Genomic DNA, 21016 nt, shown 5'->3' with positions numbered 1-21016 from the left:
AGCCGCCCGGTGGGCGGCTTTTGCGTTCAAGTCGGCAGGGTCATGAAGAATTGCGTTCCCTGTCCCGGTCGCGAGACGACGCCAATGCGCCCGCCGTGGAGCTGAATGATCTCCTTGCAGAGCGCAAGGCCAAGACCGGCACCGCCTTTCTTGGAGCCAATCTGCACAAACGGCTCGAATACCCGGCCTTGTTGGGCATAGGCGATCCCTTCACCGTTGTCCTGTACAGCCATGAGCAGGCGATCGTTCTGACGCATGGCCTGAAGCGAGACGCGGCCGCCCGCAGGCGTATGGCGAAGGGCATTGCTAATGAGGTTGTCCAGCACCCGGCCCATTTGTACCGGGTCCAGCGTGACGCGGGGAAGCGGGGTATGCAGCAGTTCCACCACCAGTTCGACCGACTTGTCCCGAGCGGCATCGGCATGCCGTGCGCGGGCCTGATCGAGCAGCTCGCTAACTTCACTCGGGACCTTCTCGGGACGTTGCAGGCCGCTCTGATAGCGTGAGAAGTCCAGCAGGTCGTTGATCAGGCGGACCAGACGATGGGTTTCCTCATCCACTGTCTGCAGCAGGTAAGCCTCACGCGAGTCTTCGGGAAACTTCAGGCGCTCCTGCAACAGGGCAAAGGCCATGTGCATGCCGGTTACCGGCGTCCGTAGCTCATGGGAGGCTCGCAGGACGAACTCGTTGCGGACCCGGTCGAAGGCGCGCTGCTCAGTCACATCACGCAGGACCATCAAGGCACCAACGCTGCGGCCGTCGGCATGGTTGACCGGCGTGACTGTCCAGGCGAGCAGGCGTGTCTCACCCGCAATATCGATCTGCAAATCTTCCGGAACAGCTTCCAGCGTCTTGCCGGACAGGACACGCTGGACGGCTTCGTCGATATCCGGGCGTTGCAGGGCCGCGCCCAGGAGCTGACCCTGACGCTCGTCATCCCAACCTAGCTGACGGTTCGCCACCGGGTTGGCATGTTCGATATGTCCGAGGTAGTCAAGGATGATCAGGCCGTAGTCGATACTGTCCAGCACCGCTTGAAGACGACGTTGCCCGGCCACCAGGGCCTCAATGTTGGTCTGGCTCAGCTGACGCAGGGACTCGGCCATGGAACCGAAGCGGCGACTTAGCAAGGCCAGCTCGGTCACCTTGGAGGTCGGCAGGGTAATGTCGAAATGCCCTTGGCTGATCTGGTCGGCTGCCTTGGCCAGCGAGTCGATGGGGCCGCCAAAGCGACGTGCAATGGTGTTGGCCGTTGCAAATCCAATCCCCAGGATAGCCAGCCCGACGAGCCCCAGCAGGACGGCAATCAGCGTGGCCCGGTTATGGGCGTGTTGCTGGGTACTGTCCATGTCGCTGATAAAGCTGGTCTGCAGGTCATACACCTGATTGCGCAGGCTGTTGACCAGGTCCAGAAAAACCTTGTTCTCCCTGAGCGCAGAGTATCCATCCGGTGGATTGCCCAGCATCTTGTAGTACTGGTTGTACTTGCTCTCGAGCTGACTCAGCTGCTGGATATCGTCCGGATGGCTGACCAGGCTCTGGGTCGTGGCCAGGTAGTTGCGAAACTCCTGATCATGATTGCGAAGCTGATTGGCGTCCGGCGCCCCATCCATGAGCGAGTACAGCTCGTTGCTCAGCTCCTGTCGCATGCCCAGTGAGGCGTTGATGAACAGCAGCGTGTGCTTGTTGTAGCTCTCCTGGCTATTGGAGAACTGCAGGACACTGACCAACCCGATAATGAGTCCGAGCAGCGCAACGGTAATGAGCGCGGAAATGCTCAGGAACAGGCGTGTCCTAAGTTTTATCGGAAGCTTCATAGCCCGTACTGCTTGCGTTTACGGTAGAGCGTCGACGAGTCGATGCCGAGAATTTTGGCGGCCTGATCCAACGTCTCGCTTGTCGCCATGACCGCCGCAATATGCGCCTTCTCGAGCGCTTCCAGGCTCATGGTCTCACCCACACGCGGAGCGCTACTGGCGGAGCTGGGCTGTTCGGTCAGGCCAAGGTTGGTAACGTCCACCAGATCCTTGCTGCAGATAATGCTGGCGCGCTCGATTACGTTGCGCAGCTCGCGGACGTTGCCGGGCCAGTCATACTTGCGCAGCGCTTCCTTGGCTTCCTCACTGAATCCATGGGCCGGACGGCCATAGTCCTTGACGAAGCGGGCCAGGAAACGCTCGGCCAGATCAATGATGTCTTCCTTGCGCTCGCGAAGCGGCGGCAGGGTCAGCACGATCACGTTCAGGCGGTAGAGCAGGTCTTCGCGGAACTCACCTTCGGCCACCATCTGCTCGAGGTTGCGGTTGGTCGCGGCAAGAATGCGTACATCGGCACGGCGCGTGACCGGATCGCCCACCCGCTCATATTCCTTATCCTGGATGAAGCGCAGCAGCTTGGGTTGCAGGGCAAGCGGGAAATCACCAATTTCGTCGAGAAACAGAGTACCGCCATCGGCTTGGCTGACGCGACCCAGGGTGCTTTCACTGGCTCCGGTAAACGCGCCGCGGGTGTGGCCGAACAGCTCGCTTTCCATCAGGTCGGCGGACAGGGACGGGCAGTTGATGGTGACAAAGGTTTTCTTGGCGCGGCGGCTCCAGGCATGGATGGAGCGGGCCAGCTCACCCTTGCCGGAACCGGATTCGCCCAGAATAAGAATATTGGCGTCGGTCGTAGCGACCTGTCGGGCCGTTTCCAGTATCGACATCATGGCCGGACTACGGGATTCCAGACCCAGGCTGGACTTGCGTACTTCACCTTCGAGCGCTTCAAGGCGAGCGGACAGCTGGCGAAACTCCAGCTGCTTGGCCGCGGCCATGCGCAGCTGATCAGGGCTGCAAGGTTTAACCAGGTAATCGGCAGCACCAGCCTGCATGGCATCGACCGCTGTATCCACCGCCGAATGGGCGGTAACGATGACTACCCGCATCCAGGGTGCCTGGATACGCATCTGTTGCAATACATCCAGACCGTTGTCCTCGCCCAGGCGTAGGTCGAGAAAACAAAGGTCGTATACCTGTCGCAGCAGCAGGGCTTCGGCCTGAGCGGCCGAGTTGGCCGTAGCGACGCTATAACCAGCATCTTCAAGGCAGAAACGGAAAGTACGCAGGATCGCTGCCTCGTCATCGACGAGAAGAATCCTTCCGCTCGGTTGATCCATGGAATGTTCTCCGTAGGTACATCCCGCACCTATATAAACAGAAGGGGGCGGGAGGTCTGTGCCTTAGTCAGTTGTAAATCGTGCAAGTTGCAATATGCACGACGAACGATGCAAGTCTTTTGATGAGATGTCATGACGCGCTGACAGGGGGCAGATGGAGGAGGGGCCATGCAAATTGCAGGGAAGCCTCGAAAAACACCAGCCTTACTACCGATCCGGCCAGGAATTCGGTACAGACAACGAGGCACTGACGCTGAGGTTTCGCCTTTTCCTGTAAGGAAGGCAACACAAGTAGAGGCCGTTTGGCTTGAGAAGTTCGCCAGGACGGCCAGTTTTTCTCTATAGGCATCATGCAAAACGCAATGCTTGAAACCCTGCATCTTGCAGTATGCAAGCGGCAGAAAGCGGATATAATTTTTAAGTTATTGATTTTAAGGGATTTTTTTTATTAAAAAACTTGGCATGCCGTCTGCAATATCTCTTGCATAGAGCCTGAAACGGCCAACAACAGTTGAAGGAGTAAACTCATGGTCAGCCAGATTGCACGTAACAATATGATCTGTTCGGCATTCTTCGCAGGTGTAGCAGCAGTGCTGTTCACCACTGGCCATACCTCCACTCCCGTTGCTGCTCCGCAAGCCGTACCTCACATTGAAGTGAAGGCACCGGCGGCCAAGCCCCTGGCAAGCCATGTAAGCGTCGAGCAGCAAAAAGCTATTCCGGCTCAATCTACTGTTGACCGTTTCCCCCGTCAGACTCGCTGGGTTTTCTAAGGAGACGCTTGTGATGTCCGGGACCTACACAACCTTCGCTTTGACTTTCGCCAGTGCGATAGTTCTATTGGGCCTTGTAGCCAGCATGATTTTGATCGGCCGTGCGTTAAAACAGACGGATAGCCGGAACACACGCGATTTAGAAGTATCCATACCGAGGAGCCTATCTTTCTCGGAAAGCGGTGCCAGAGAGTCTCGGATAAGACAGTCGGCCTGGCCTGAGAAAGTAAGTGTTTCTCGATAATCAACTAGAAATCCAAACTAGAAACCAGAGAAAAGTAAGACGAGGAGAATCATCATGCTGAGCTGGGCTATCACGTTTCTAATCATCGCTATCATCGCAGGTGTTTTGGGCTTCGGCGGCATCGCCGGTACAGCAGCAGGTATTGCCAAGATCCTGTTCGTTCTGTTCCTGATCCTGTTTGTGGTGTCCTTCTTCTTCGGTCGCCGCCGACCCTGACACAGGGCCTGCGATTGTCATCAAATCGTAGCCGTAGGCCGGTTTAATGACCTGACCGAACACACGCCCCGACTTGTTGGGGCGTTATAGGCCAAGGGGCTTGGGTGCTTTGCGGTAAGAGGAGCATCCTCAGGGTACAGGGAGTACCTTCGTTGAGACGAGCCAGGCTGGACGATATATCCCCCAGACGTTTTGGGCCTCGACCGTGGGGTCTTGAGGACTAAAACGCCTGGGGGACATAATTTTGGGTTACTGCATTTTTACCGCCAGCTTGGCGACATGCTCGCCCTGATGGCTCGCCAGCTGTAGTTCCTTCGCACTGGGCAATCGAGAGCCATCGGCTCCTGCCAGCGTGGCTGCGCCGTAAGGCGAACCTCCCTTCACTTCAGTAATATCCGCCAGCATGGGATCGGTATAAGGCATACCGACAATCAGCATGCCGTGGTGCGCTAGCGTGTTCCAAAAGGACGTAATGGTAGTCTCACTACCGCCCCCGGTTCCCGTCGAAACGAACACACTGCCCAGCTTGCCTACTAGAGCACCCTTCACCCACAGACCGCCCGTCTGATCGAGGAAGGTGCGCATCTGGCCGGCCATGTTGCCGAAACGGGTCGGTGTTCCGAAGATGATTGCATCGTAGTCAGCCAGCTCTTGAGGCGTGGCGACCGGCGCTGCCTGATCAAGCTTGGCGCCAGCATTTCGGGCCACGTCTTCAGGCATGGTTTCGGGGACGCGCTTGATCGTCACTTCAACGCCCGGTACACGTCGCGCACCTTCTGCCAGGGCTTCAGCCAGGCGCTCGATATGTCCATACATGGAGTAGTACAGAACCAGAACTTTCTTCATGTCGTCTCCTTGGTTAAAACAGAGGGCCGCGTGACGGCCTTTTGATGGCTTAAGAAAGGACAACAGCGGTCAGGAATCGTCGGCAGGTTTCTCTTCCTGAACCATCTCAATTCTGGTTGATACCTATCGAAGCGTTCGACTTTTTACAGGCGCAGGGTTGCTCGACCTTCGCCATCGGGAGTCAACCCTCGTATCATTCCCGGCTGGTTTCGGGGAGATGCATCATGCTGAACGGGTTATGGCTGGGCTTTTTCATCGTGGCGGCGATCAGTGCGCTAGGACGATGGTTGATCGGAGACGATGCAGGCGTGTTTGCAGCTATGGTCGAGAGCCTGTTTGCCATGGCCAAGCTGTCGGTAGAGGTGATGATCCTGTTATTCGGCACACTGACGCTCTGGCTGGGTATCCTGCGTATTGCCGAGAAGGCCGGTCTGGTCGAAAAACTGGCCTATGTCCTTGGGCCGCTGTTCCGCCGTTTGATGCCGGAAGTACCTGCCGGCCACCCGGCGCTGGGGCTGATTACGCTCAACTTTGCAGCTAACGGCCTGGGGCTCGATAATGCGGCCACGCCCATTGGCCTCAAGGCCATGCGGGCTTTGCAGGACTTGAACCCTAAGCCGGAAACGGCCAGTAATGCACAGATTCTATTTCTGGTGCTGAATGCATCCTCCCTGACGTTACTGCCCGTCACTATCTTCATGTATCGCGCCCAACAGGGTGCGCCTGATCCAACCCTGGTCTTTCTGCCTATCCTGCTGGCGACCAGTGTCTCCTCGCTGGCCGGGCTGCTATCCGTTTCGTTCATGCAACGGCTCAAGCTGTGGGATCCGGTGGTCCTGGCGTGGCTGGGTGGCGGCGCACTGCTTCTGGGCGGCTTCATGAGCATTCTGGTCACCTTGTCGGCAACGGCCCTGGCGGCATTATCGTCGCTATTAGGTAATCTGGTGCTGTTCGGCCTGATTCTGATGTTTCTGATCTTTGGCGCGCTCAAGCGGGTGCCGGTTTACGAAACCTTTGTCGAGGGTGCAAAAGAAGGGTTCGAGGTCGCCAAGAACCTATTGCCTTATCTGGTTGCCATGTTGTGCGCAGTGGGCGTGTTACGGGCATCAGGCGCACTGGAAATCATTCTTGACGGTGTTCGCCATGCAGTGGCCTGGCTGGGTTGGGACACCCGCTTTGTCGATGCGCTGCCTACAGCACTGGTCAAGCCGTTTTCGGGCAGCGCCGCCCGCGCCATGCTGATCGAGACGATGCAGGCCAAAGGTGTGGACAGTTTTCCAGCCCTGATTGCGGCCACTGTCCAAGGCAGTACCGAGACGACCTTTTATGTGCTGGCCGTCTACTTCGGTTCGGTAGGTATCCAACGGGCTCGCCATGCTGTCGGATGCGCACTATTGGCCGATGGCGCCGGGGTGCTGGCGTCCATCCTGGTCTGCTATTGGTTTTTCGGCTGAGTCATCAATTTTCGAATTCCGCCATCCAGTGCTTGCGAACGATGCGGCGCTGGCGACGGGTCGTGAACTGTTCTGTCTGCCGGCTTTCGGCAATCAGTGAACAGTAATGCCCTTTGTACTGACCCAGGCGGAAGCGGCGGCGTACACCGATGGGGTGCCTGTCGGAGCCATAAAATGCGATCACGTGGATTTCCAGACCATCAAAGACCCAGCCTTCTGGCGGGTGCATGCCATTGAGTTCCAGATCGTGTGCAGCGGCTACCCGGGAGATCAATCGTTGAAAGGTGCCAATGTGCGTAAAGTCACCCGTTTTCAGCGGTCCCTGGCGGGTGGCTTTATACAGCTCGGCATCCTGATCGAAATCATCCTCGCTGCTTTCGCGAACATCCGTCACATCCGCCTTGAGCGTACCGCGCGAGGTGTGCAGGTGCACGATCAGCTGGTTAATGAAGATCGGCTCGGCACTCATGTTGGAAAGCAGGCACAGGGCGCCTACCCCCTTGCCGGCGCCGCGGTTGATAATGAGCCGCGGTTGACGCTGGCGCTTGAAGCCGCTCAGCAGCAGCTGTGCATAAAAGATCCATACCAGCAAAGTGCAGCCGGAGATGAACAGGGTCAGGACGTCACGGTACTCGCGTAACCAATCCAGCATTGGGCTACCTTTAAGGGAAAATTTGCACCCTATTGGAAGAGCCCCCGGTAGGCTGGTTCCCCGCGTGGTGCCTTTCCGTGACGGGGTACTAGAAACTCAATGTGACGGCCCTAGTCAAAATCAAGAAGGGCATTGCCCGCTCAAGGAGTGAAACCTATGAAAACGCTTGGATTGTTCGTTGCAGCCAGCCTGTTTACAGCCCCGCTCTGGGCGGCACCGTTACCATGCGATCAGCTCAAATCTGAGATCGAGGTAAAGATCCAGGCCGCCGGAGTCAGCTCGTACACGCTGGAAATCGTACCGAACGCAGACGTCACCGATCCCAACATGGTGGTGGGCAGCTGTGAAAACGGCACCAAGAAGATCATTTACCAGCGTAACGACGGCTAGAGCGGGATGCACTGACGCTGACGAACCGTTCCAACCGGCTGCCCCCGGCTATCGTGCAGCTCCAGCCGGGGCTGGTCCATGTAGGCTGACGCCTCGATGCGGTAGCGTTCGCCTGCCTTGAAATCACCGTACTGGACGATCATGTAGCAGTTGATCTCCACCGGCTCGTAGCCAAAGCCCATCATGCCGCCGCCCGGAACCATGCCACCCAGCTCGAACTGATAGCGAACCTGTAGCTCATGCGCGCCGGGCGAGACCTGGAAATAGCGTCCATCGTCGAGCCGCTTGCCATCCAGACGATCCGCCATCAGCACGTTGCCTACCGAGGCCATCTGCATGTGCAGATCCACCCAGGCCATGTTGGGGTCTTTGGGCGGAAGGGGACTGGCGCAGCCTGCCAGCAGTACGGCGGCGAACAACAGGTGCTTTTTCATGGCCTTTAGCCCGAGCGAGTCTGAGAGTATCGATTAGACATCGCCGCAGCGACTTTCTCCACCTCGTGCGACTTCCTGCTGACTGGCATCGTACAGCTTGGCCCAGGCGCGGAATCCGGCCTGCTCAGCCTGTAGCCGATAGCGTTCGCCCGCCGAGAAATCCTTGTAATGGACATTGAGCAGGCAAGTGCGGACCAGGGGCGTGGCACTGGGGCCGATATTGGCCGGATCGACCTTGAACTGGTAGCGCACCTGAAGATCATGGCTACCGGGTTGCACCTGGAAGTAACGGTCGTCCTCAAGGGTCTGGCGATCGGCTTGCTGGGCTTGGAGCAGATCCGGTTTTTCGGTCTTGAGGTCGATCCAGGCCTGGGAAGGGTCCGGCTTGGGCAGCGGCATTAGGGAACAGGCAGTCAGTGCCAGGGCAGGGCACAACAGGAGAATACGACGCATGAGTGAGCTCCAGACAAAGGTAATGCAACGGGGCAGGATTCTCGGCTTCCTTCCTCAGTGCCGGTTTCCATGGGGCCGATACTCATACTAGAGTGTCGCCTCCTCATACCGGCGCTCCAGGTTATTTACCATGTCCCGTCTCTGGTTAGCCCAAGTCGACCTTAAAAGCTTGAGATGGGTTCCATTTATCGCGGCCCTTTGGCTGTGCGGCTGCTCGTCTGTCGGATATTACGGGCAGATGGCAAAGGGGCAGGCGGCCTTGTTATGGCAGCGCACACCCATCACCCAGGTCATTGATGATCCTTCTACCGATCCGGCCCTGAGGCGTCGCCTTGAGCTGGCCCTGCGCGCCCGTGAGTTCGCCAGTCAGCAATTGGGCTTGCCGGATAACCGCAGCTATCGTCTGTTCGTAAAGCTGGACCGGCCCTACGTTGTCTGGAATGTCTTTGCAGCACCGGAGTTCTCACTCTCGCCCCTGACGCATTGCTTTCCCATTGCCGGTTGCGTGGCGTATCGCGGTTACTACCATGAAGAGGCAGCGCAAAAGGCGGCAGAGCCGCTCAAGGCCAAGGGGTGGGATACCTATGTGGCAGGTGTGCCAGCGTATTCGACGCTGGGATGGTTCGATGACCCGCTGCTCAGCAGCATGCTGCGTTGGGATGACGATCAATTGATTGCAACGATCTTCCACGAGCTGGCCCATCAGAACCTCTATGTGCAGGACGACACGACCTTTAATGAGTCCTATGCCAACTTTGTCCAGCAGGAAGGGCTTCGCCAATGGCGTGCGGCTCAAGGGTTACCGCCACCTGATCCGCTCCGCGAACAACGGTACCGGCAGTTCGTAGGGCTGATACTGGATACACGTAAGCAGCTTGAGTCGCTTTATGCTCAGCCGCTTGCAGCCGAGGCGATGCGACAAGCAAAGGGCAAGGTATTTGAGACGATGCGGCGTGACTATGCACAGCTGAGGGATACGCATTGGCGAGGCGATCACCGCTTTGATGCCTGGATGGCGGGTCCGCTAAATAACGCAAAGCTCTTGCCGTTCGGGCTGTATGAGCAGTGGGTTCCGGCCTTTGCTGCCTTGTATGCCGAGCATCCTGGAAACTGGCCAGCCTTTTATGCACGTGTCCGGGCGTTGGCAGCGTTACCAGTCGCCGACCGCCAGGCTCGGTTGAAAGCCCTGGCGGAGCGGCAGGCAGAGCAGAACGATTAGAGCGGTTCGCTCCAGAGCGTGGCACTGATCTGACCGGTCTCGCCGGGAGCTAGCACCATCACATCGTCCATGACACGGGCGGTCTCGATGCACAGCATGCGCTGCCAGGCATCATCGGCGAATGGTGTCAGACGCTTGGATTTTTCGATCCAGGGGTTCCATAGCACCGCGGACGAGGTGTTCTTGGTCTCGATGAAAATACGGCGATTCCACTCAGGGTCACGAATCCCTAGGCGGGAGGGCAGACCCTGATAGACGCGGTCCACTTCCTGGTCGATGACCGGCTCGCCGTTCTGGCGCTTGCGCTGCCAGCCGTCGAGGCAATCGTAGTAGTCAGCGTGGGTAAAGCCCTCGATACCGACCTGACGGGAGTCGCTCACGGCAAAGTAGGTATGCAGGGCCTGACTCAGGGTCAGCGTCTGATCACCGATGTTGCGGGTGGTAAGCGTCATGGTGAGACGATCGCTTACCTCAACCGACAGGGTCAAATCGGCGGCGTGGGGCCAGCCGGGCATGTGGGCGGCAGAGGTCTGGTAGTGGAAGTCCAGGCGGACGCGGTCCACATCCACATCCATGTCACCGGTTGCCCACCCTGCCTGACGAACGAGGCCATGCTGCGGGGCGCCTTCTACCTCGGTCAGCATGTGCTGAACGGCCGGCGGGTTACGCTTGATATCGCCAAACCAGGGCCAGCAGACCGGTACGCCGCCACGAATGGGTTGGCCATGAATGAATTCGGCATCCGGATTGTCCCAGATGATCGGCGGCTCACCATCAAGGCCGAAGCTGAGAATATGGGCGCCCTGGCAGGCAATGACGGCTTCGGCACGGCCGATACGGATACGCCAGCAGGGCAATTCGCCCTTCTGGATCTGTTCAACGAGGGGAGCGGCTTGGGTCATCAATAATTCCTTGGTCGTTATTATCAGTGAGCGCTGGGCCTGTTCGGTTTGGCCGCGTCAATCGGTTCCGGCAGGACATGACAAGACCTGCCGGATAAGGTGAGTAGAGTAGCGCTATCTTGCGCCACGGTGTGCGTTTCGAAGGCTACGACTCATGAAGGTCGGGTGGGGTTTCCATTGAAGCTGCGTGCTCGGTCTCATATCCGGATTCCGCCTGCTCCAGGACGCCATAGGCGATACTGCAGAACAGCGAATTGAGACGCTTCATGTCTGACAGCAGGCCAAGGTGTAGCGAGCTGGTCTCGATGCTTTGTACGACCTGATGGTGCAGGCGCTCCACATGGGCGTGGGCGTACCGCCGCTCCAGGACGCGAAAGCGCTGCTTGGCACGCCGCAGGCGACGGGCCGAGTCGACATCGCCAGACAGAAAGACTGACAGGCATAGCCTCAGGTTGGCCATCAGGTGGCCGTGCAATGCGGCGAGTTCTTCAAGGCCTTGCTCGGAAAAGGAGCGATTGGCCGAGATTTTCTTGTTTTCCAAATCACTGGCCATGCGCTCGATGATATCTCCGGCCTGCTCAAGGTTGATGGCCAGTTCGATGATCTGCGCCCAGCGACGGCTGTCCCGATCCCCCAGATCTTCTCGCGGAATACGGGCCAGATAGAGCTTGATGGCGGTGTAGAGCGCATCAACATCATCATCCAGGCGGCGGACTTCCCGTCCCTGGGCCTTGGTGCCACCGCTTATCAAGGCCATCAGCTCCGTGAGCATATGCTCCACCACATCGCCCATGCGCAGCGCCTCACGGGCGGCGTTGGCAAGCGCCAGGGCGGGGGTATCCAGTACGGACGTATCCAGATGACGTGGGTTCATGGTGATGTCTGCCTGCGGCCGATCCGGCAGGACGAGTGTGCAGAAGCGCGCCATCGGACGTGTCAGGGGCAGGAACACCACACAGCGGACGAGGTTGTAGAGTACATGGAAGCCGATCACCAGCTCTGCGGCCGCCAGTTCCCAGTTGTCCATCCAGTCGGCCACGGTGTCGACCCACGGCAGTACCAGCGCGCAGCCGGCCAGCTTGAACAGCAGGCTGCCCAGGGCTACCCGTCGACCGGCCGGTGTCTGGCGAGACGCACTCAACATGGCCAGAAGACCGCTGCCCAGATTGGCACCCACCACTAGGCAGAGAGCCACTTTCAGCGAAATGACGCCTGAACCGGCCAGCGTTGCCGTCAGCAGGACAGCCGCAAGACTGGAATAGGAAATCATGGCGAACAGAGCCCCGGTCAGGGCGTCGAGCATTTCGTCTCCGGTCAGTGAGGAGAACAGCACCTTGACGCCTGCAGCCTGGGTCATGGGTGTTGCGGCCGCTACGATCAACTCCAGCGCCAGAATGATCAGTCCCAGCCCGATCGCCACCCGGCCCAATTGTCCGGGGCGGGACTGCTTGTGACCAATGAAAAGAATGACGCCCACCAGGATCAGCAGCGGAGAAAGCCACGACAGATCAAAGGTGAGCACACGGGCCATTAGTGCCGTCCCTACGTCGGCGCCCAACATGATCGCAAGGGCAGGCCTGAGGGTCATAAGCCCCTGGCCTACGAAGGACGTTGCCAGCAGCGCCGTGGCATTGCTGCTTTGCACGAGTGCGGTAACGCCAATGCCAGCGGCAAAGGCTAGCGGGGTGTGACGTACGCTGCGGCTGAGTACGCGACGCAGGTTCGCCCCGTAGACCCGCATGATGCCGGTCCGGACGATGTGCGTTCCCCATACCAGCAGGGCCACCGCAGAAAGAAGGTTTAGTAGTGTCAGCATTCAGGCGCCCTCCCGGCGCAACTGCTTCCCGGCTGCCTGGCCAGGCTGTAACAAAAGTTTCACATTCATATGCCATGCAGGCCGCAGCGGCTGCTGAGACGGCAGGACGGTAGTCGGGGCTATACAGGGTTAGTCGCCTGTAGGGAGGATATGTTCACCCTGCAGTAGAAGCGCTTTGCTTCTCCACAGTGCCTGAAGGCGGCGTAGACGCTCTGGCTCGACAGGCGGAGCGGTCCATGTCGGGAGCGTTTTCGCTGAACATGGCGTCTGACTGATTGTGACTCGACACAAGGTAAGGTGTTCGCGGCAGGGGTACGTTATAGTCCGCCGCCGCGTTCATATGCCATTTTTACTGCTGCATTTAGAAAACAAATATTAAGAAGATATAAACAGCCGCGGTAAACTGTGCGTTTATGTGGGCGCTTTGCCAGCGTCATATCGATAAATCAGGAGGCACAGCCGCTTATCAGGGCTGACCACGCCTACAGCAATACCCACAAGGTTTCGCGTTAAGTGATCGAATTTCAGAACGTTCAAAAGACCTACCTCGTTTCAGGTCGCCAGGTGCCGGCGCTCCAGTCGACCAACTTGCGCGTCGAGGCGGGCGAAGTCTTCGGCCTCATCGGCCACTCCGGGGCCGGCAAGAGCACCATGCTGCGCCTGATCAACCGGCTGGAAGCACCCAGCGGCGGCCGGATCATTGTGGATGGCGAAGACGTCACCGCGCTGGACAGCGCCGGTCTACGTGCCTTCCGCCGTCGTGTCGGCATGATCTTTCAGCATTTTAATCTGCTGTCATCCAAGACCGTGGCGGCCAATATCGCTATGCCGCTTGAGCTGGCAGGCGGACATTCCCGCGCAGAGATCAACGCGCGCGTGGATGAATTGCTGGCCCGTGTTGGCTTGACTGACCATGCCCGCAAATACCCGGCACAGCTCTCCGGCGGCCAGAAACAGCGGGTCGGCATTGCCCGGGCGCTGGCGACGCGGCCAAAGATCCTGCTGTGCGACGAGGCCACCAGTGCTCTCGACCCGCAGACCACCGGACAGGTGCTGCAACTGCTGGCGGAGATCAACCGTGAACTGGGTCTGACCATTGTGCTTATCACCCATGAAATGGATGTGATCCGTCGCGTCTGTGACCGCGTGGCGGTACTCGATGCCGGCACAGTTGTCGAGCAGGGCACGGTGGCGGATGTCTTCCTGCATCCCAAGCATGCCACCACTCGGCGCTTTGTGTTCGAGGCCGAACACGTGGACGAGGGCGATCTGATGTCGTCCTATAGCCATGTGGAGGGTCGTATCTTGCGCCTGACCTTCCGTGGCGAAGCCACCTATGCGCCCCTCCTGGGTCAGGTAGCCCGGGAAACCGGCGTGGATTACAGCATTCTGGGCGGTCGAATCGACCGTATTCGCGAAGAACCCTACGGCCAGCTGACCATTGCCCTCGTAGGAGGGGATCTGGACGCCGCTCTGGCTCGTTTCGACGCCGCTGATGTAACCGTGGAGGTCATTCGATGATGGACGCTTTTCTCGCCTTTTTTGCCGATATCGACTGGGCCGAAATCTGGCAGGCTACCCTCGATACCCTGCAAATGCTGGGCTGGTCGATGTTGTTTACCGTACTGCTCGGCTTGCCGCTGGGCGTTCTGCTCTTTTTGACCGGCAAGCGCCAGTTGCTGGAACAGCCCATCGTGTATGGCCTGCTGTCGTTCCTGGTGAACGTCCTGCGTTCGATTCCCTTCATTATCCTGTTGATTCTGATGATCCCGATTACCGTATGGCTGATCGGCACCTCGCTGGGCGTCGAGGGTGCTATTCCGCCACTGGTGGTGGGGGCTGCGCCCTTCCTGGCACGTCTGGTCGAGACGGCGCTGCGCGAAGTGGATCGTGGCATCATCGAGGCAACCCAGGCCATGGGCGCAAGCCTCTGGCAGATCGTGACCCGTACCCTGCTGCCCGAGGCCCTGCCTGGCCTGATCGCCGCTGCAACCGTTACAGCGATTGCGCTGGTGTCCTACACGGCCATGGCGGGCGTGATCGGTGGCGGTGGTTTGGGTGATCTGGCGATCCGCTTCGGATACCAGCGCTTCCAGACCAATGTCATGGTGGTCACCGTCGTACTTCTGCTGATCCTGGTACAGGTGCTGCAGATGGTCGGTGACCGCCTGGTTGTAAAGTTCAGCCGCCGCTAACAGGCTGTCCGCCGGGCCTCAAGGTCCGGCGGAAAACACTAGCATTACACGCTGTTCCCTCTTATTTTCGAAAGGAATCCGCTATGTCTCTGAAACGTACCCTGCTTTCCGTTGCGCTTGGTTTTGGTCTGGTGACAGCGGCTCATGCCGAGACCCTGAAGGTGGCAGCGAGCCCTATTCCCCACGCGGAGATCCTTGAGTTGGTCAAACCCCAGCTGGCAAAGGAAGGTGTAGATCTGGAGATCAAGGTTTTCAACGACTATATCCAGCCGGATCGCCAGACCGACCAGAAGCAGGTCGATGCCAACTATTTCCAGAGCAAGCCCTATTACGAGTCCTACCAGAAGAGCAACAAGGACAGCAATCAGGTGCCGGTCGTAGCGGTGCATGTCGAGCCGTTTGGCGCCTATTCCCAGAAGATCAAGTCGGTTTCCGAACTGAAGGATGGCGCGACCATTGCCATTCCTAATGATCCGACCAACTCCGGTCGCGCGCTGCTGCTGATTGCCAAGCAGGGTTTGATCACCCTGAAAGACCCGAACAACATCTCTGCTACCCAGCGCGACATCGTCGATAACCCCAAGCACCTGAAGTTCAAGGAGCTTGAGGCCGCTACGCTGCCACGCGTACTGAACCAGGTGGACCTGGCGCTGATCAACGCCAACTATGCGCTGCAGGCCAAGCTGGTGCCGACCAAGGATGCGCTGTTCATCGAAAGCGCCGAGTCGCCCTACGCCAATTACCTGTACACCCGTGCGGAAAAAGCCAACGATCCAGCCATCCAGAAGCTGGCCAAGGCCCTGACCACGCCTGAAGTGAAGAAATTCATTCAGGAGAAATATCAGGGTGGCGTTGTTCCCGCGTTCTGATCGTAATGACCTGATCGGGTATAAGGAGAGGGGTTGAGGGGTAGACCTTGAACCCCCATCTCCTGGACTGATCCGCGTGTCGTTGACATGCTTTTGAATCTGCCGAGGAGTTTGACCATGAAGAAACTGATTGCCGCTGCTGCCCTGCTGGCTGCCGCCGTCACTGCCCATGCGGCAGAAAAGCTGAGCGTGGCGGCAACGCCTGTTCCGCATGCCGAGATTCTGGAATTCGTAAAGCCCCAGCTGGCGAAGGAAGGCGTGGACCTGGACGTCAAGATTTTCACTGACTACGTTCAGCCCAACCTGCAGGTAGCCCAGAAGCGTCTGGATGCCAACTTCTATCAGCACAAGCCTTACCTGGACGAATTCAACAAGAGCCGCGGAACCGATCTGGTGCCGGTCGCTCAAGTGCATGTGGAGCCGTTCGGCATCTACTCCCAGAAGGTCAAAAGCCTGGATGAGATCAAGGAAGGCGCAACCGTTGCCATCCCCAGCGACGCCACCAATGGTGGCCGTGCCTTGCTGCTCCTGGAAAAAGCCGGTCTGATCACGCTCAAGGATAACTCCAATATCCTGGCGACCCCGCGTGACATCGCTACCAATCCCAAGAAGCTCAAGTTCAAGGAGCTGGAAGCCGCTACGCTGCCGCGTGTGCTGAACCAGGTGGACCTGGCGCTGATCAACACCAACTATGCGCTGGAAGCCAAGCTGAACCCGACCAAGGATGCGCTGCTGCTGGAAGGCAAGGAGTCGCCTTATGCCAACCTGCTGGTTGCCCGCCCGGACAACAATGACAGCGATGCCATGCAAAAGCTGGCCAAGGCCCTGACCAGCCCGGAAACCAAGAAATTCATCGAAGACAAGTACAACGGTGCGGTTGCTCCGGCGTTCTGATCGCTTCGATAACAAAAAGCCCGCCCTGAACCGGCGGGCTTTTTTATGGGTACGATCCGGATTAGCCGGGCTGCATCAGCTCAACCACAACCCGATCGGGCCCGTGGATCGTCACGACTTGCCAGCCTTCCCGGGGGCCCTGACTGATAATCCGGGGCGCTGGCGCCTCATATCCTGCCTTGCGAATGTGCACCAGTCGCGCCTCAAGGTCATGGACCTGAAACAGGAGGGGAACGACCGCAGGGATTTCAGGCTCCGGTAGCTGATACGCAGGAATAGGCTGCTCGATCAGCAGCACACGGTAGTCATGAGCTTCCAGCTCGGCAACAGCGGTCGCCTGGGTGCTCGCAAGCGCTTCATCACAGGGGGACTTGCTCTGGCGAGTGAGCGTGAAGCCAAGGGCAACCGCCCAAAAATTCAGCGACTCGGCTAGTGACGGAACAACAAGTCTGAGGTGATCGGAACGGCGTAAGACGGTAATAGGCTCGCTTGAAAACATCAAAAATATCCATGGCTAGTCACCTAAGGGTATCTCGTTGAGCCTGCTAGGCTGAGAACAGGTAAGTAAAGATTGAGTAAAGCCTGTCTCATTTTGAACCTTCGAAGGACTCAGCTTCGGTCACCGGTAAAGCGCCGCGAATCTGCACGATAATGATCATGACCAGCGCCCCCGCAGCCAGCAGCAAAGGCATGGCGTGGCCGGTTAGCCATTGGCTGGCGGCTCCAGTGGTTAAGGGGCCGAGCAGGCAGCCGAAGCCCCAGAGCTGGGCGATACGGGCATTGGCCTGGACCAGCTCGGCGTCCCGGTAACGCTCACCAATCAGGATCAGGGCGAGGGTGAAAATACCACCAGCGCTGGCACCAAAGATCACCAGTAATGGCCAGATGTAGGTGGTGTGCAGCAGGAGCGGCATGGCGAGGCTGGTCAGCAGTAGTGTGACACCACATGCCTTGAACAGGCCGGTGCGCGAAACGCGGTCAGCCAGTGCGCCTAGAGGCAGTTGTAGCAGGGCGTCACCGGTCACGACCGTGCTGGCCATGAGCAGGGCGGTACGCTGGTCAAAGCCCTGGTTCAACGCATACACCGGCAGCAGTGTCAGCATCATGGCCTCGAAGGCGGCAAATAGCACAACAGCCCAGGCGATGGCAGGGAGTTGCTGGCAAAAGCGCAAAAGGCCGCGGCCAATGGAGCCATGATCGCTGGCTTTGGGCGCACCGCTGCGGCCTACAAGCGCAAGGGAGCCTATGATGAGCAGGGCGGTACTGATCCAGAAACCGCCGTTGCCTTCAGTGCCAATCAGGGTCAGAACCAGGGGGCCGGTCAGCTGGCTCAGGGCATAGGCGCTGCCATACAACGCCACCAGTTTGCCGCGCCACTGTTCAACGATGATCTGGTTGATCCAGCTTTCACCGAGCACGAAGATCATGGTCAGAATAACGCCCAGCAGTAACCGGAGCAGTACCCAGACGCTGTAATAGGGCAGGAGGGACAGCAGCAGTACGGACAGCGCACCCGCCAGAAGGCAGAGCTGCATCAGTCGCGGCGTACCGATACGAGCGGCCAGGCTTCCAGTTATACCGGCCCCCACGATGATGCCGATGGCCGGCGTGGCCGCCATGAACCCAATGGCGAACGGGCCGTAGCCCCAGTTTTCTAGCCTCAATGATACCAGCGGCATGGTGATGCCCAATGCCAGACCCACACTGATGATGGCGCCCAGCACGGCAAAATAGGTCCCCCAGCGCATGAGCGCTCCTTGTGGTGCAGAGGGTAATAGGACAGCGCGTGCCGGCGAGAGTTACGCCTTGTTCAGCTTGCCGAAATGCTCGCAGGCGGCATCGCAGAAACGCTCCAGCCGGTCGACGATATCCGGCGTCAGGCTGACCCAGCGTACCCGACGGTCAACATCGCCATTGGTTTCAGTCAGATAGCCCCGGTCGATCAGATGCTGGACATATTTGACGGCGGTGCGCCGGCTGATGCTGGGCATGAACGCATAGAGATCGGTTTTGCGCAGGGATTGATCCTGCCGCTGCCACATGTTGATGAACAGGTCACAGTAGCTGAGATCGCTTAGCCCCAAATCGCCGAAGTGAGCAATCCAGCTGTTGTCCATGGCCAGAATGGCGTGTGCAACAGCGCGGCGTTTGGTTTGACTGAAGCGACGGGTCATGTTCGTTACCGGTAAGTGCAGACAGGCAGAGCCTGTTTGTTGGCTTTCTTGTCTCGGTGGCTAGCGCTTGGCACCCACCGTTTACAGGGCAACACAGGTTAAGCGGCTCGCGGCAGCTGACGAGCATGCGCAGTGTAATGGCTGGACGATATCCGCCGGTAGCGTTTGTATACAGGCGCGCGCCTGTTGTGCGCTAGTGGTCATGCGTGACACGCAGGACAGATGAACTAGAGGAGAAAATACGTTTCCGATAGGCTGAGAAGAACCGGTGACACGTGTGATGCCCAGAGCCTCACCGGATCACCAGCCCTGATGAGTTTTTAAGGACACGATAACGATGCGTAAGTGGCAATGTATTGTCTGCGGTTACATTTATGACGAAGCGGCAGGCTGGCCGGATGATGGTATTGCGCCTGGGACCCGTTGGGAGGATGTTCCAGAAGACTGGATGTGCCCGGATTGCGGCGTCGGCAAATCCGATTTTGAAATGATCGAGATCGCCTGATTTGCTCCTTCCCAAGCGGCCGGCCGGTTGCTGTCTTCGTCCCGGGTTTGTACTGATGACAGGCCCGGCGACACATTCAATAATGCGTGAACCTATCTGAGCGGGGCGCCTGGTGACGCCACGCCTGAACCGACGCAGAGAGAACGTTATGAGCGAAACTTTACCCCTGGTCATCATCGGCACAGGGTTGGCGGGTTACAACCTGGCCAAGGAATGGCGCAAGCTCGATAGCCAGACGCCTCTACTCATGATTACGGCCGATGATGGTCGCTCCTATTCTAAACCCATGCTGTCCAACGGCTACGCCAAGAACAAGCAGCCGGATGAGCTGGTCATGGCGGAACCGGGTGCAATGGCTGAGCAGTTCAATGCCCGAATCTTTACCAATACCCGCGTCACGGCTATCGATCCTGGCCACAAGCGAATCTGGCTAGGTGAGGAAGAGGTTCGCTACGAAAATCTTGTCCTGGCCTGGGGCGCTGAACCTATTCAGGTGCCCGTTGCAGGAGGGTGCGAGGACGCTTTCTTCCCAATCAACGACCTGCAGGACTACGCCCGTTTTCGTCAGGCAGCTGAAGGCAAGCAGCGCGTGCTGATTCTGGGGGCCGGGTTGATTGGCTGTGAGTTTGCCAATGACCTGCGAAGCGGCGGCTATGACGTGGATGTGGTCGCACCGTGTGAGCAGGTCATGCCCAATCTTGTTCCTGCCGAGGTGGCAGCAGCCGTTCAGAGCGGGTTGGAAAGCATTGGCGCGCGGTTTCACCTGGGGCAGACGGTGACACGACTGGAGCGCGAAGGGGATGGGTATCTGGCGCACCTTTCCGATGGTGCGACTCTACCGTGCGACGTAGTGGTGTCGGCTGTAGGTCTCAAACCGCGGGTTGATCTGGCGCAGGCGGCAGGCCTTGAGGTCGAGCGCGGCATTGTGGTCAATCGCGAGCTGCGTACCTCCCATGAAAACATCTATGCCCTGGGAGACTGCGCCGAAGTGGAAGGGCAAAGCCTGATGTATGTGATGCCGTTGATGGCCTGTGCCCGTGCTCTGGCCCAGACGCTGGCCGGAAAGCCTACGGCAGTTACCTATGGTCCGATGCCGGTAACGGTGAAAACGCCAGCCTGCCCGCTGGTTGTCGCATTGGTCAACAAAGGGGCCAAGGGTAAATGGCGGGTTGAAGGAAGTGGAGCGGATATCAAGGCGTTGTGCGTTGATAGTGAAGGTAAATTGCTGGGTTATGCCTTGAGCGGAGCAGCCGTCAGCGAAAAATTGGCGTTAAACAAGCAATTACCACCCGTTCTGGCGTAATGACTGAAATACAACGTTACATTCAAGACGCGTCAGTCGTATGGAAAAAGCGCTGAATGCGACTGGCGCGCGGGTTTGGGCCGTGCCATGCTCAGAGTGCCTGCTTAAACGCGGCTGCTCCGCTCCAGACAAGGAGTGGAGAGTACGGATACAACAACAATAAACACCTACAAGAGGCATCTTTATGCGCAAACCGGAACTCGCCAGCGCCATCGCTGAAAAAGTCGGTCTTTCCAAGGAACAGGCCAATACCGTTCTCAATGCCGTGCTTGATGAAATTGCCAATGCATTGCACCGCAAGGATAACGTCACGTTGGTAGGCTTCGGTACTTTCCTTCCCCGCCATCGCGGAGCCCGTACAGGCAAGAACCCGCAAACCGGTGAACCGGTCAAGATTCGCGCCAGCAATACCGTGGCTTTCAAGCCCGGCAAGGCCTTGCGCGACAGCATCAGCTGATCTCTCCTGCATTTGCCCGATGACGGTGTGTCAGGTATGCCTGTCTGGCCTTCTTCCGCCTTT

At 58.3% G+C, this 21016-nt stretch carries 23 protein-coding genes; 12 read left to right on the top strand and 11 right to left on the bottom strand.

Annotation, left to right across the window (positions count from 1 at the left end):
- Window positions 1–26: 26 nt before the first annotated feature.
- Together QWJ10_RS07955 and algB are read right to left on the bottom strand one after the other, a co-directional pair.
- Window positions 27–1817 carry an ATP-binding protein gene (locus QWJ10_RS07955; RefSeq protein WP_289925347.1) on the bottom strand — a complete coding sequence of 597 codons (1791 nt, stop codon included), beginning with the start codon at window positions 1815–1817 and terminating at the stop codon, window positions 27–29.
- On the bottom strand, window positions 1814–3157 hold the full coding sequence (gene algB, locus QWJ10_RS07950) for a sigma-54-dependent response regulator transcription factor AlgB (protein WP_010796561.1): 1344 nt from the start codon (window positions 3155–3157) through the stop codon (window positions 1814–1816). Before algB ends, QWJ10_RS07955 begins: the two co-directional genes overlap by 4 nt.
- 527 nt (window positions 3158–3684) lie before the next feature.
- Here algB and QWJ10_RS07945 point away from each other — a divergent pair.
- Both QWJ10_RS07945 and QWJ10_RS07940 read left to right on the top strand, forming a co-directional pair.
- Window positions 3685–3930 (top strand): hypothetical protein, encoded by a 246-nt coding sequence (locus QWJ10_RS07945; RefSeq protein WP_010796562.1) that lies wholly within the window; start codon window positions 3685–3687, stop codon window positions 3928–3930.
- Window positions 3931–4228: 298 nt separating this feature from the next.
- Window positions 4229–4390 (top strand): DUF1328 domain-containing protein, encoded by a 162-nt coding sequence (locus QWJ10_RS07940; protein WP_010796564.1) that lies wholly within the window; start codon window positions 4229–4231, stop codon window positions 4388–4390.
- 249 nt (window positions 4391–4639) lie between these two features.
- On the opposite strand, the gene wrbA is transcribed toward QWJ10_RS07940, so the two are convergent.
- Window positions 4640–5236 carry an NAD(P)H:quinone oxidoreductase gene (wrbA, locus tag QWJ10_RS07935; protein ID WP_125888142.1) on the bottom strand — a complete coding sequence of 199 codons (597 nt, stop codon included), beginning with the start codon at window positions 5234–5236 and terminating at the stop codon, window positions 4640–4642.
- Window positions 5237–5460: 224 nt separating this feature from the next.
- Here wrbA and QWJ10_RS07930 point away from each other — a divergent pair, with 224 nt between their 5' ends.
- Window positions 5461–6690, top strand: coding sequence for a spore maturation protein (locus QWJ10_RS07930; protein WP_289925340.1), 1230 nt, complete (start codon window positions 5461–5463; stop codon window positions 6688–6690).
- 4 nt (window positions 6691–6694) lie between these two features.
- On the opposite strand, the gene QWJ10_RS07925 is transcribed toward QWJ10_RS07930, so the two are convergent.
- Window positions 6695–7342, bottom strand: coding sequence for a hypothetical protein (locus QWJ10_RS07925; RefSeq protein WP_073450068.1), 648 nt, complete (start codon window positions 7340–7342; stop codon window positions 6695–6697).
- 156 nt (window positions 7343–7498) lie between these two features.
- Here QWJ10_RS07925 and QWJ10_RS07920 point away from each other — a divergent pair, with 156 nt between their 5' ends.
- On the top strand, window positions 7499–7732 hold the full coding sequence (locus QWJ10_RS07920; RefSeq protein WP_010796568.1) for a DUF1161 domain-containing protein: 234 nt from the start codon (window positions 7499–7501) through the stop codon (window positions 7730–7732).
- Here the strand turns inward: QWJ10_RS07920 and QWJ10_RS07915 are convergent.
- Window positions 7729–8166, bottom strand: coding sequence for a hypothetical protein (locus tag QWJ10_RS07915; protein ID WP_074821335.1), 438 nt, complete (start codon window positions 8164–8166; stop codon window positions 7729–7731). The genes QWJ10_RS07920 and QWJ10_RS07915 overlap by 4 nt on opposite strands.
- Before the next feature lie 33 nt (window positions 8167–8199).
- The gene (locus QWJ10_RS07910) at window positions 8200–8619 is read right to left on the bottom strand and encodes a hypothetical protein (RefSeq protein ID WP_010796570.1); all 420 of its coding nucleotides are present in this window, start codon (window positions 8617–8619) and stop codon (window positions 8200–8202) included.
- 130 nt (window positions 8620–8749) lie between these two features.
- On the opposite strand from QWJ10_RS07910, the gene QWJ10_RS07905 reads away from it, so the two are divergent.
- Window positions 8750–9838, top strand: coding sequence for an aminopeptidase (locus QWJ10_RS07905; protein ID WP_289925331.1), 1089 nt, complete (start codon window positions 8750–8752; stop codon window positions 9836–9838).
- Here QWJ10_RS07905 and QWJ10_RS07900 read toward each other — a convergent pair.
- Together QWJ10_RS07900 and QWJ10_RS07895 are read right to left on the bottom strand one after the other, a co-directional pair.
- Window positions 9835–10740 (bottom strand): D-hexose-6-phosphate mutarotase, encoded by a 906-nt coding sequence (locus QWJ10_RS07900; protein ID WP_289925330.1) that lies wholly within the window; start codon window positions 10738–10740, stop codon window positions 9835–9837. The two genes, QWJ10_RS07905 and QWJ10_RS07900, sit on opposite strands and share 4 nt — an antisense overlap.
- 145 nt (window positions 10741–10885) lie before the next feature.
- Window positions 10886–12556: a Na/Pi cotransporter family protein gene (locus QWJ10_RS07895; protein ID WP_125888147.1), complete on the bottom strand. Its 1671-nt coding sequence runs from the start codon at window positions 12554–12556 to the stop codon at window positions 10886–10888.
- A 513-nt stretch (window positions 12557–13069) separates the two neighbouring features.
- Between QWJ10_RS07895 and QWJ10_RS07890 the strand changes: the two genes are divergently transcribed.
- The 4 genes from QWJ10_RS07890 to QWJ10_RS07875 all read left to right on the top strand — a co-directional run bounded on the left by QWJ10_RS07890 (window position 13070) and on the right by QWJ10_RS07875 (window position 16514).
- The gene (locus tag QWJ10_RS07890) at window positions 13070–14077 is read left to right on the top strand and encodes a methionine ABC transporter ATP-binding protein (protein ID WP_010796574.1); all 1008 of its coding nucleotides are present in this window, start codon (window positions 13070–13072) and stop codon (window positions 14075–14077) included.
- Window positions 14077–14751 (top strand): methionine ABC transporter permease, encoded by a 675-nt coding sequence (locus QWJ10_RS07885; protein ID WP_074821341.1) that lies wholly within the window; start codon window positions 14077–14079, stop codon window positions 14749–14751. Before QWJ10_RS07890 ends, QWJ10_RS07885 begins: the two co-directional genes overlap by 1 nt.
- 89 nt (window positions 14752–14840) lie before the next feature.
- A complete protein-coding gene (locus tag QWJ10_RS07880) occupies window positions 14841–15620 on the top strand; it encodes a MetQ/NlpA family ABC transporter substrate-binding protein (protein ID WP_122044678.1) in 780 nt (259 codons plus the stop codon).
- Window positions 15621–15737: 117 nt separating this feature from the next.
- Window positions 15738–16514 (top strand): MetQ/NlpA family ABC transporter substrate-binding protein, encoded by a 777-nt coding sequence (locus QWJ10_RS07875; RefSeq protein ID WP_289925327.1) that lies wholly within the window; start codon window positions 15738–15740, stop codon window positions 16512–16514.
- Window positions 16515–16575: 61 nt separating this feature from the next.
- Here QWJ10_RS07875 and QWJ10_RS07870 read toward each other — a convergent pair whose 3' ends face one another.
- The 3 genes from QWJ10_RS07870 to QWJ10_RS07860 form a co-directional block, all read right to left on the bottom strand.
- Window positions 16576–17013, bottom strand: coding sequence for a VOC family protein (locus QWJ10_RS07870; protein WP_289925325.1), 438 nt, complete (start codon window positions 17011–17013; stop codon window positions 16576–16578).
- Between the two features lie 88 nt (window positions 17014–17101).
- Entirely contained in the window at window positions 17102–18262 is a 1161-nt protein-coding gene (locus QWJ10_RS07865; protein ID WP_289925324.1) for an MFS transporter, read from the bottom strand.
- A gap of 51 nt (window positions 18263–18313) precedes the next feature.
- The gene (locus QWJ10_RS07860; protein ID WP_125888151.1) at window positions 18314–18688 is read right to left on the bottom strand and encodes a MarR family winged helix-turn-helix transcriptional regulator; all 375 of its coding nucleotides are present in this window, start codon (window positions 18686–18688) and stop codon (window positions 18314–18316) included.
- 337 nt (window positions 18689–19025) lie between these two features.
- Here QWJ10_RS07860 and QWJ10_RS07855 point away from each other — a divergent pair, with 337 nt between their 5' ends.
- The 3 genes from QWJ10_RS07855 to QWJ10_RS07845 all read left to right on the top strand — a co-directional run bounded on the left by QWJ10_RS07855 (window position 19026) and on the right by QWJ10_RS07845 (window position 20953).
- Complete coding sequence (locus QWJ10_RS07855) at window positions 19026–19193, top strand: rubredoxin (RefSeq protein ID WP_010796583.1); 168 nt, start codon at window positions 19026–19028, stop codon at window positions 19191–19193.
- 148 nt (window positions 19194–19341) lie between these two features.
- On the top strand, window positions 19342–20496 hold the full coding sequence (locus QWJ10_RS07850; protein WP_289925320.1) for an FAD-dependent oxidoreductase: 1155 nt from the start codon (window positions 19342–19344) through the stop codon (window positions 20494–20496).
- A 184-nt stretch (window positions 20497–20680) separates the two neighbouring features.
- Window positions 20681–20953 carry an HU family DNA-binding protein gene (locus tag QWJ10_RS07845; RefSeq protein WP_010796585.1) on the top strand — a complete coding sequence of 91 codons (273 nt, stop codon included), beginning with the start codon at window positions 20681–20683 and terminating at the stop codon, window positions 20951–20953.
- Window positions 20954–21016: the final 63 nt, after the last annotated feature.

The organism is Pseudomonas sp. WAC2 (assembly GCF_030403525.1).
Classification (GTDB): Bacteria; Pseudomonadota; Gammaproteobacteria; order Pseudomonadales; family Pseudomonadaceae; genus Chryseomonas; species Chryseomonas luteola.
The sequence above is the reverse complement of the archived record's forward strand: the minus strand, read 5'-3'. Positions and strand labels throughout refer to the sequence as shown.

What these genes read in the sequence shown, in the direction of transcription:
- QWJ10_RS07885 (WP_074821341.1), top strand. Translation starts at nt 14,077, where the DNA reads ATGGACGCTTTTCTCGCCTTTTTTGCCGATATCGACTGGGCCGAAATC.
- QWJ10_RS07915 (WP_074821335.1), bottom strand. Translation starts at nt 8,166, where the DNA reads ATGAAAAAGCACCTGTTGTTCGCCGCCGTACTGCTGGCAGGCTGCGCC.
- QWJ10_RS07850 (WP_289925320.1), top strand. Translation starts at nt 19,342, where the DNA reads ATGAGCGAAACTTTACCCCTGGTCATCATCGGCACAGGGTTGGCGGGT.
- QWJ10_RS07940 (WP_010796564.1), top strand. Translation starts at nt 4,229, where the DNA reads ATGCTGAGCTGGGCTATCACGTTTCTAATCATCGCTATCATCGCAGGT.
- QWJ10_RS07860 (WP_125888151.1), bottom strand. Translation starts at nt 18,688, where the DNA reads ATGACCCGTCGCTTCAGTCAAACCAAACGCCGCGCTGTTGCACACGCC.
- QWJ10_RS07955 (WP_289925347.1), bottom strand. Translation starts at nt 1,817, where the DNA reads ATGAAGCTTCCGATAAAACTTAGGACACGCCTGTTCCTGAGCATTTCC.
- QWJ10_RS07895 (WP_125888147.1), bottom strand. Translation starts at nt 12,556, where the DNA reads ATGCTGACACTACTAAACCTTCTTTCTGCGGTGGCCCTGCTGGTATGG.
- QWJ10_RS07875 (WP_289925327.1), top strand. Translation starts at nt 15,738, where the DNA reads ATGAAGAAACTGATTGCCGCTGCTGCCCTGCTGGCTGCCGCCGTCACT.
- QWJ10_RS07845 (WP_010796585.1), top strand. Translation starts at nt 20,681, where the DNA reads ATGCGCAAACCGGAACTCGCCAGCGCCATCGCTGAAAAAGTCGGTCTT.
- QWJ10_RS07900 (WP_289925330.1), bottom strand. Translation starts at nt 10,740, where the DNA reads ATGACCCAAGCCGCTCCCCTCGTTGAACAGATCCAGAAGGGCGAATTG.
- QWJ10_RS07910 (WP_010796570.1), bottom strand. Translation starts at nt 8,619, where the DNA reads ATGCGTCGTATTCTCCTGTTGTGCCCTGCCCTGGCACTGACTGCCTGT.
- QWJ10_RS07865 (WP_289925324.1), bottom strand. Translation starts at nt 18,262, where the DNA reads ATGCGCTGGGGGACCTATTTTGCCGTGCTGGGCGCCATCATCAGTGTG.
- QWJ10_RS07855 (WP_010796583.1), top strand. Translation starts at nt 19,026, where the DNA reads ATGCGTAAGTGGCAATGTATTGTCTGCGGTTACATTTATGACGAAGCG.
- wrbA (WP_125888142.1), bottom strand. Translation starts at nt 5,236, where the DNA reads ATGAAGAAAGTTCTGGTTCTGTACTACTCCATGTATGGACATATCGAG.
- QWJ10_RS07945 (WP_010796562.1), top strand. Translation starts at nt 3,685, where the DNA reads ATGGTCAGCCAGATTGCACGTAACAATATGATCTGTTCGGCATTCTTC.
- algB (WP_010796561.1), bottom strand. Translation starts at nt 3,157, where the DNA reads ATGGATCAACCGAGCGGAAGGATTCTTCTCGTCGATGACGAGGCAGCG.
- QWJ10_RS07920 (WP_010796568.1), top strand. Translation starts at nt 7,499, where the DNA reads ATGAAAACGCTTGGATTGTTCGTTGCAGCCAGCCTGTTTACAGCCCCG.
- QWJ10_RS07870 (WP_289925325.1), bottom strand. Translation starts at nt 17,013, where the DNA reads ATGTTTTCAAGCGAGCCTATTACCGTCTTACGCCGTTCCGATCACCTC.
- QWJ10_RS07905 (WP_289925331.1), top strand. Translation starts at nt 8,750, where the DNA reads ATGTCCCGTCTCTGGTTAGCCCAAGTCGACCTTAAAAGCTTGAGATGG.
- QWJ10_RS07930 (WP_289925340.1), top strand. Translation starts at nt 5,461, where the DNA reads ATGCTGAACGGGTTATGGCTGGGCTTTTTCATCGTGGCGGCGATCAGT.
- QWJ10_RS07925 (WP_073450068.1), bottom strand. Translation starts at nt 7,342, where the DNA reads ATGCTGGATTGGTTACGCGAGTACCGTGACGTCCTGACCCTGTTCATC.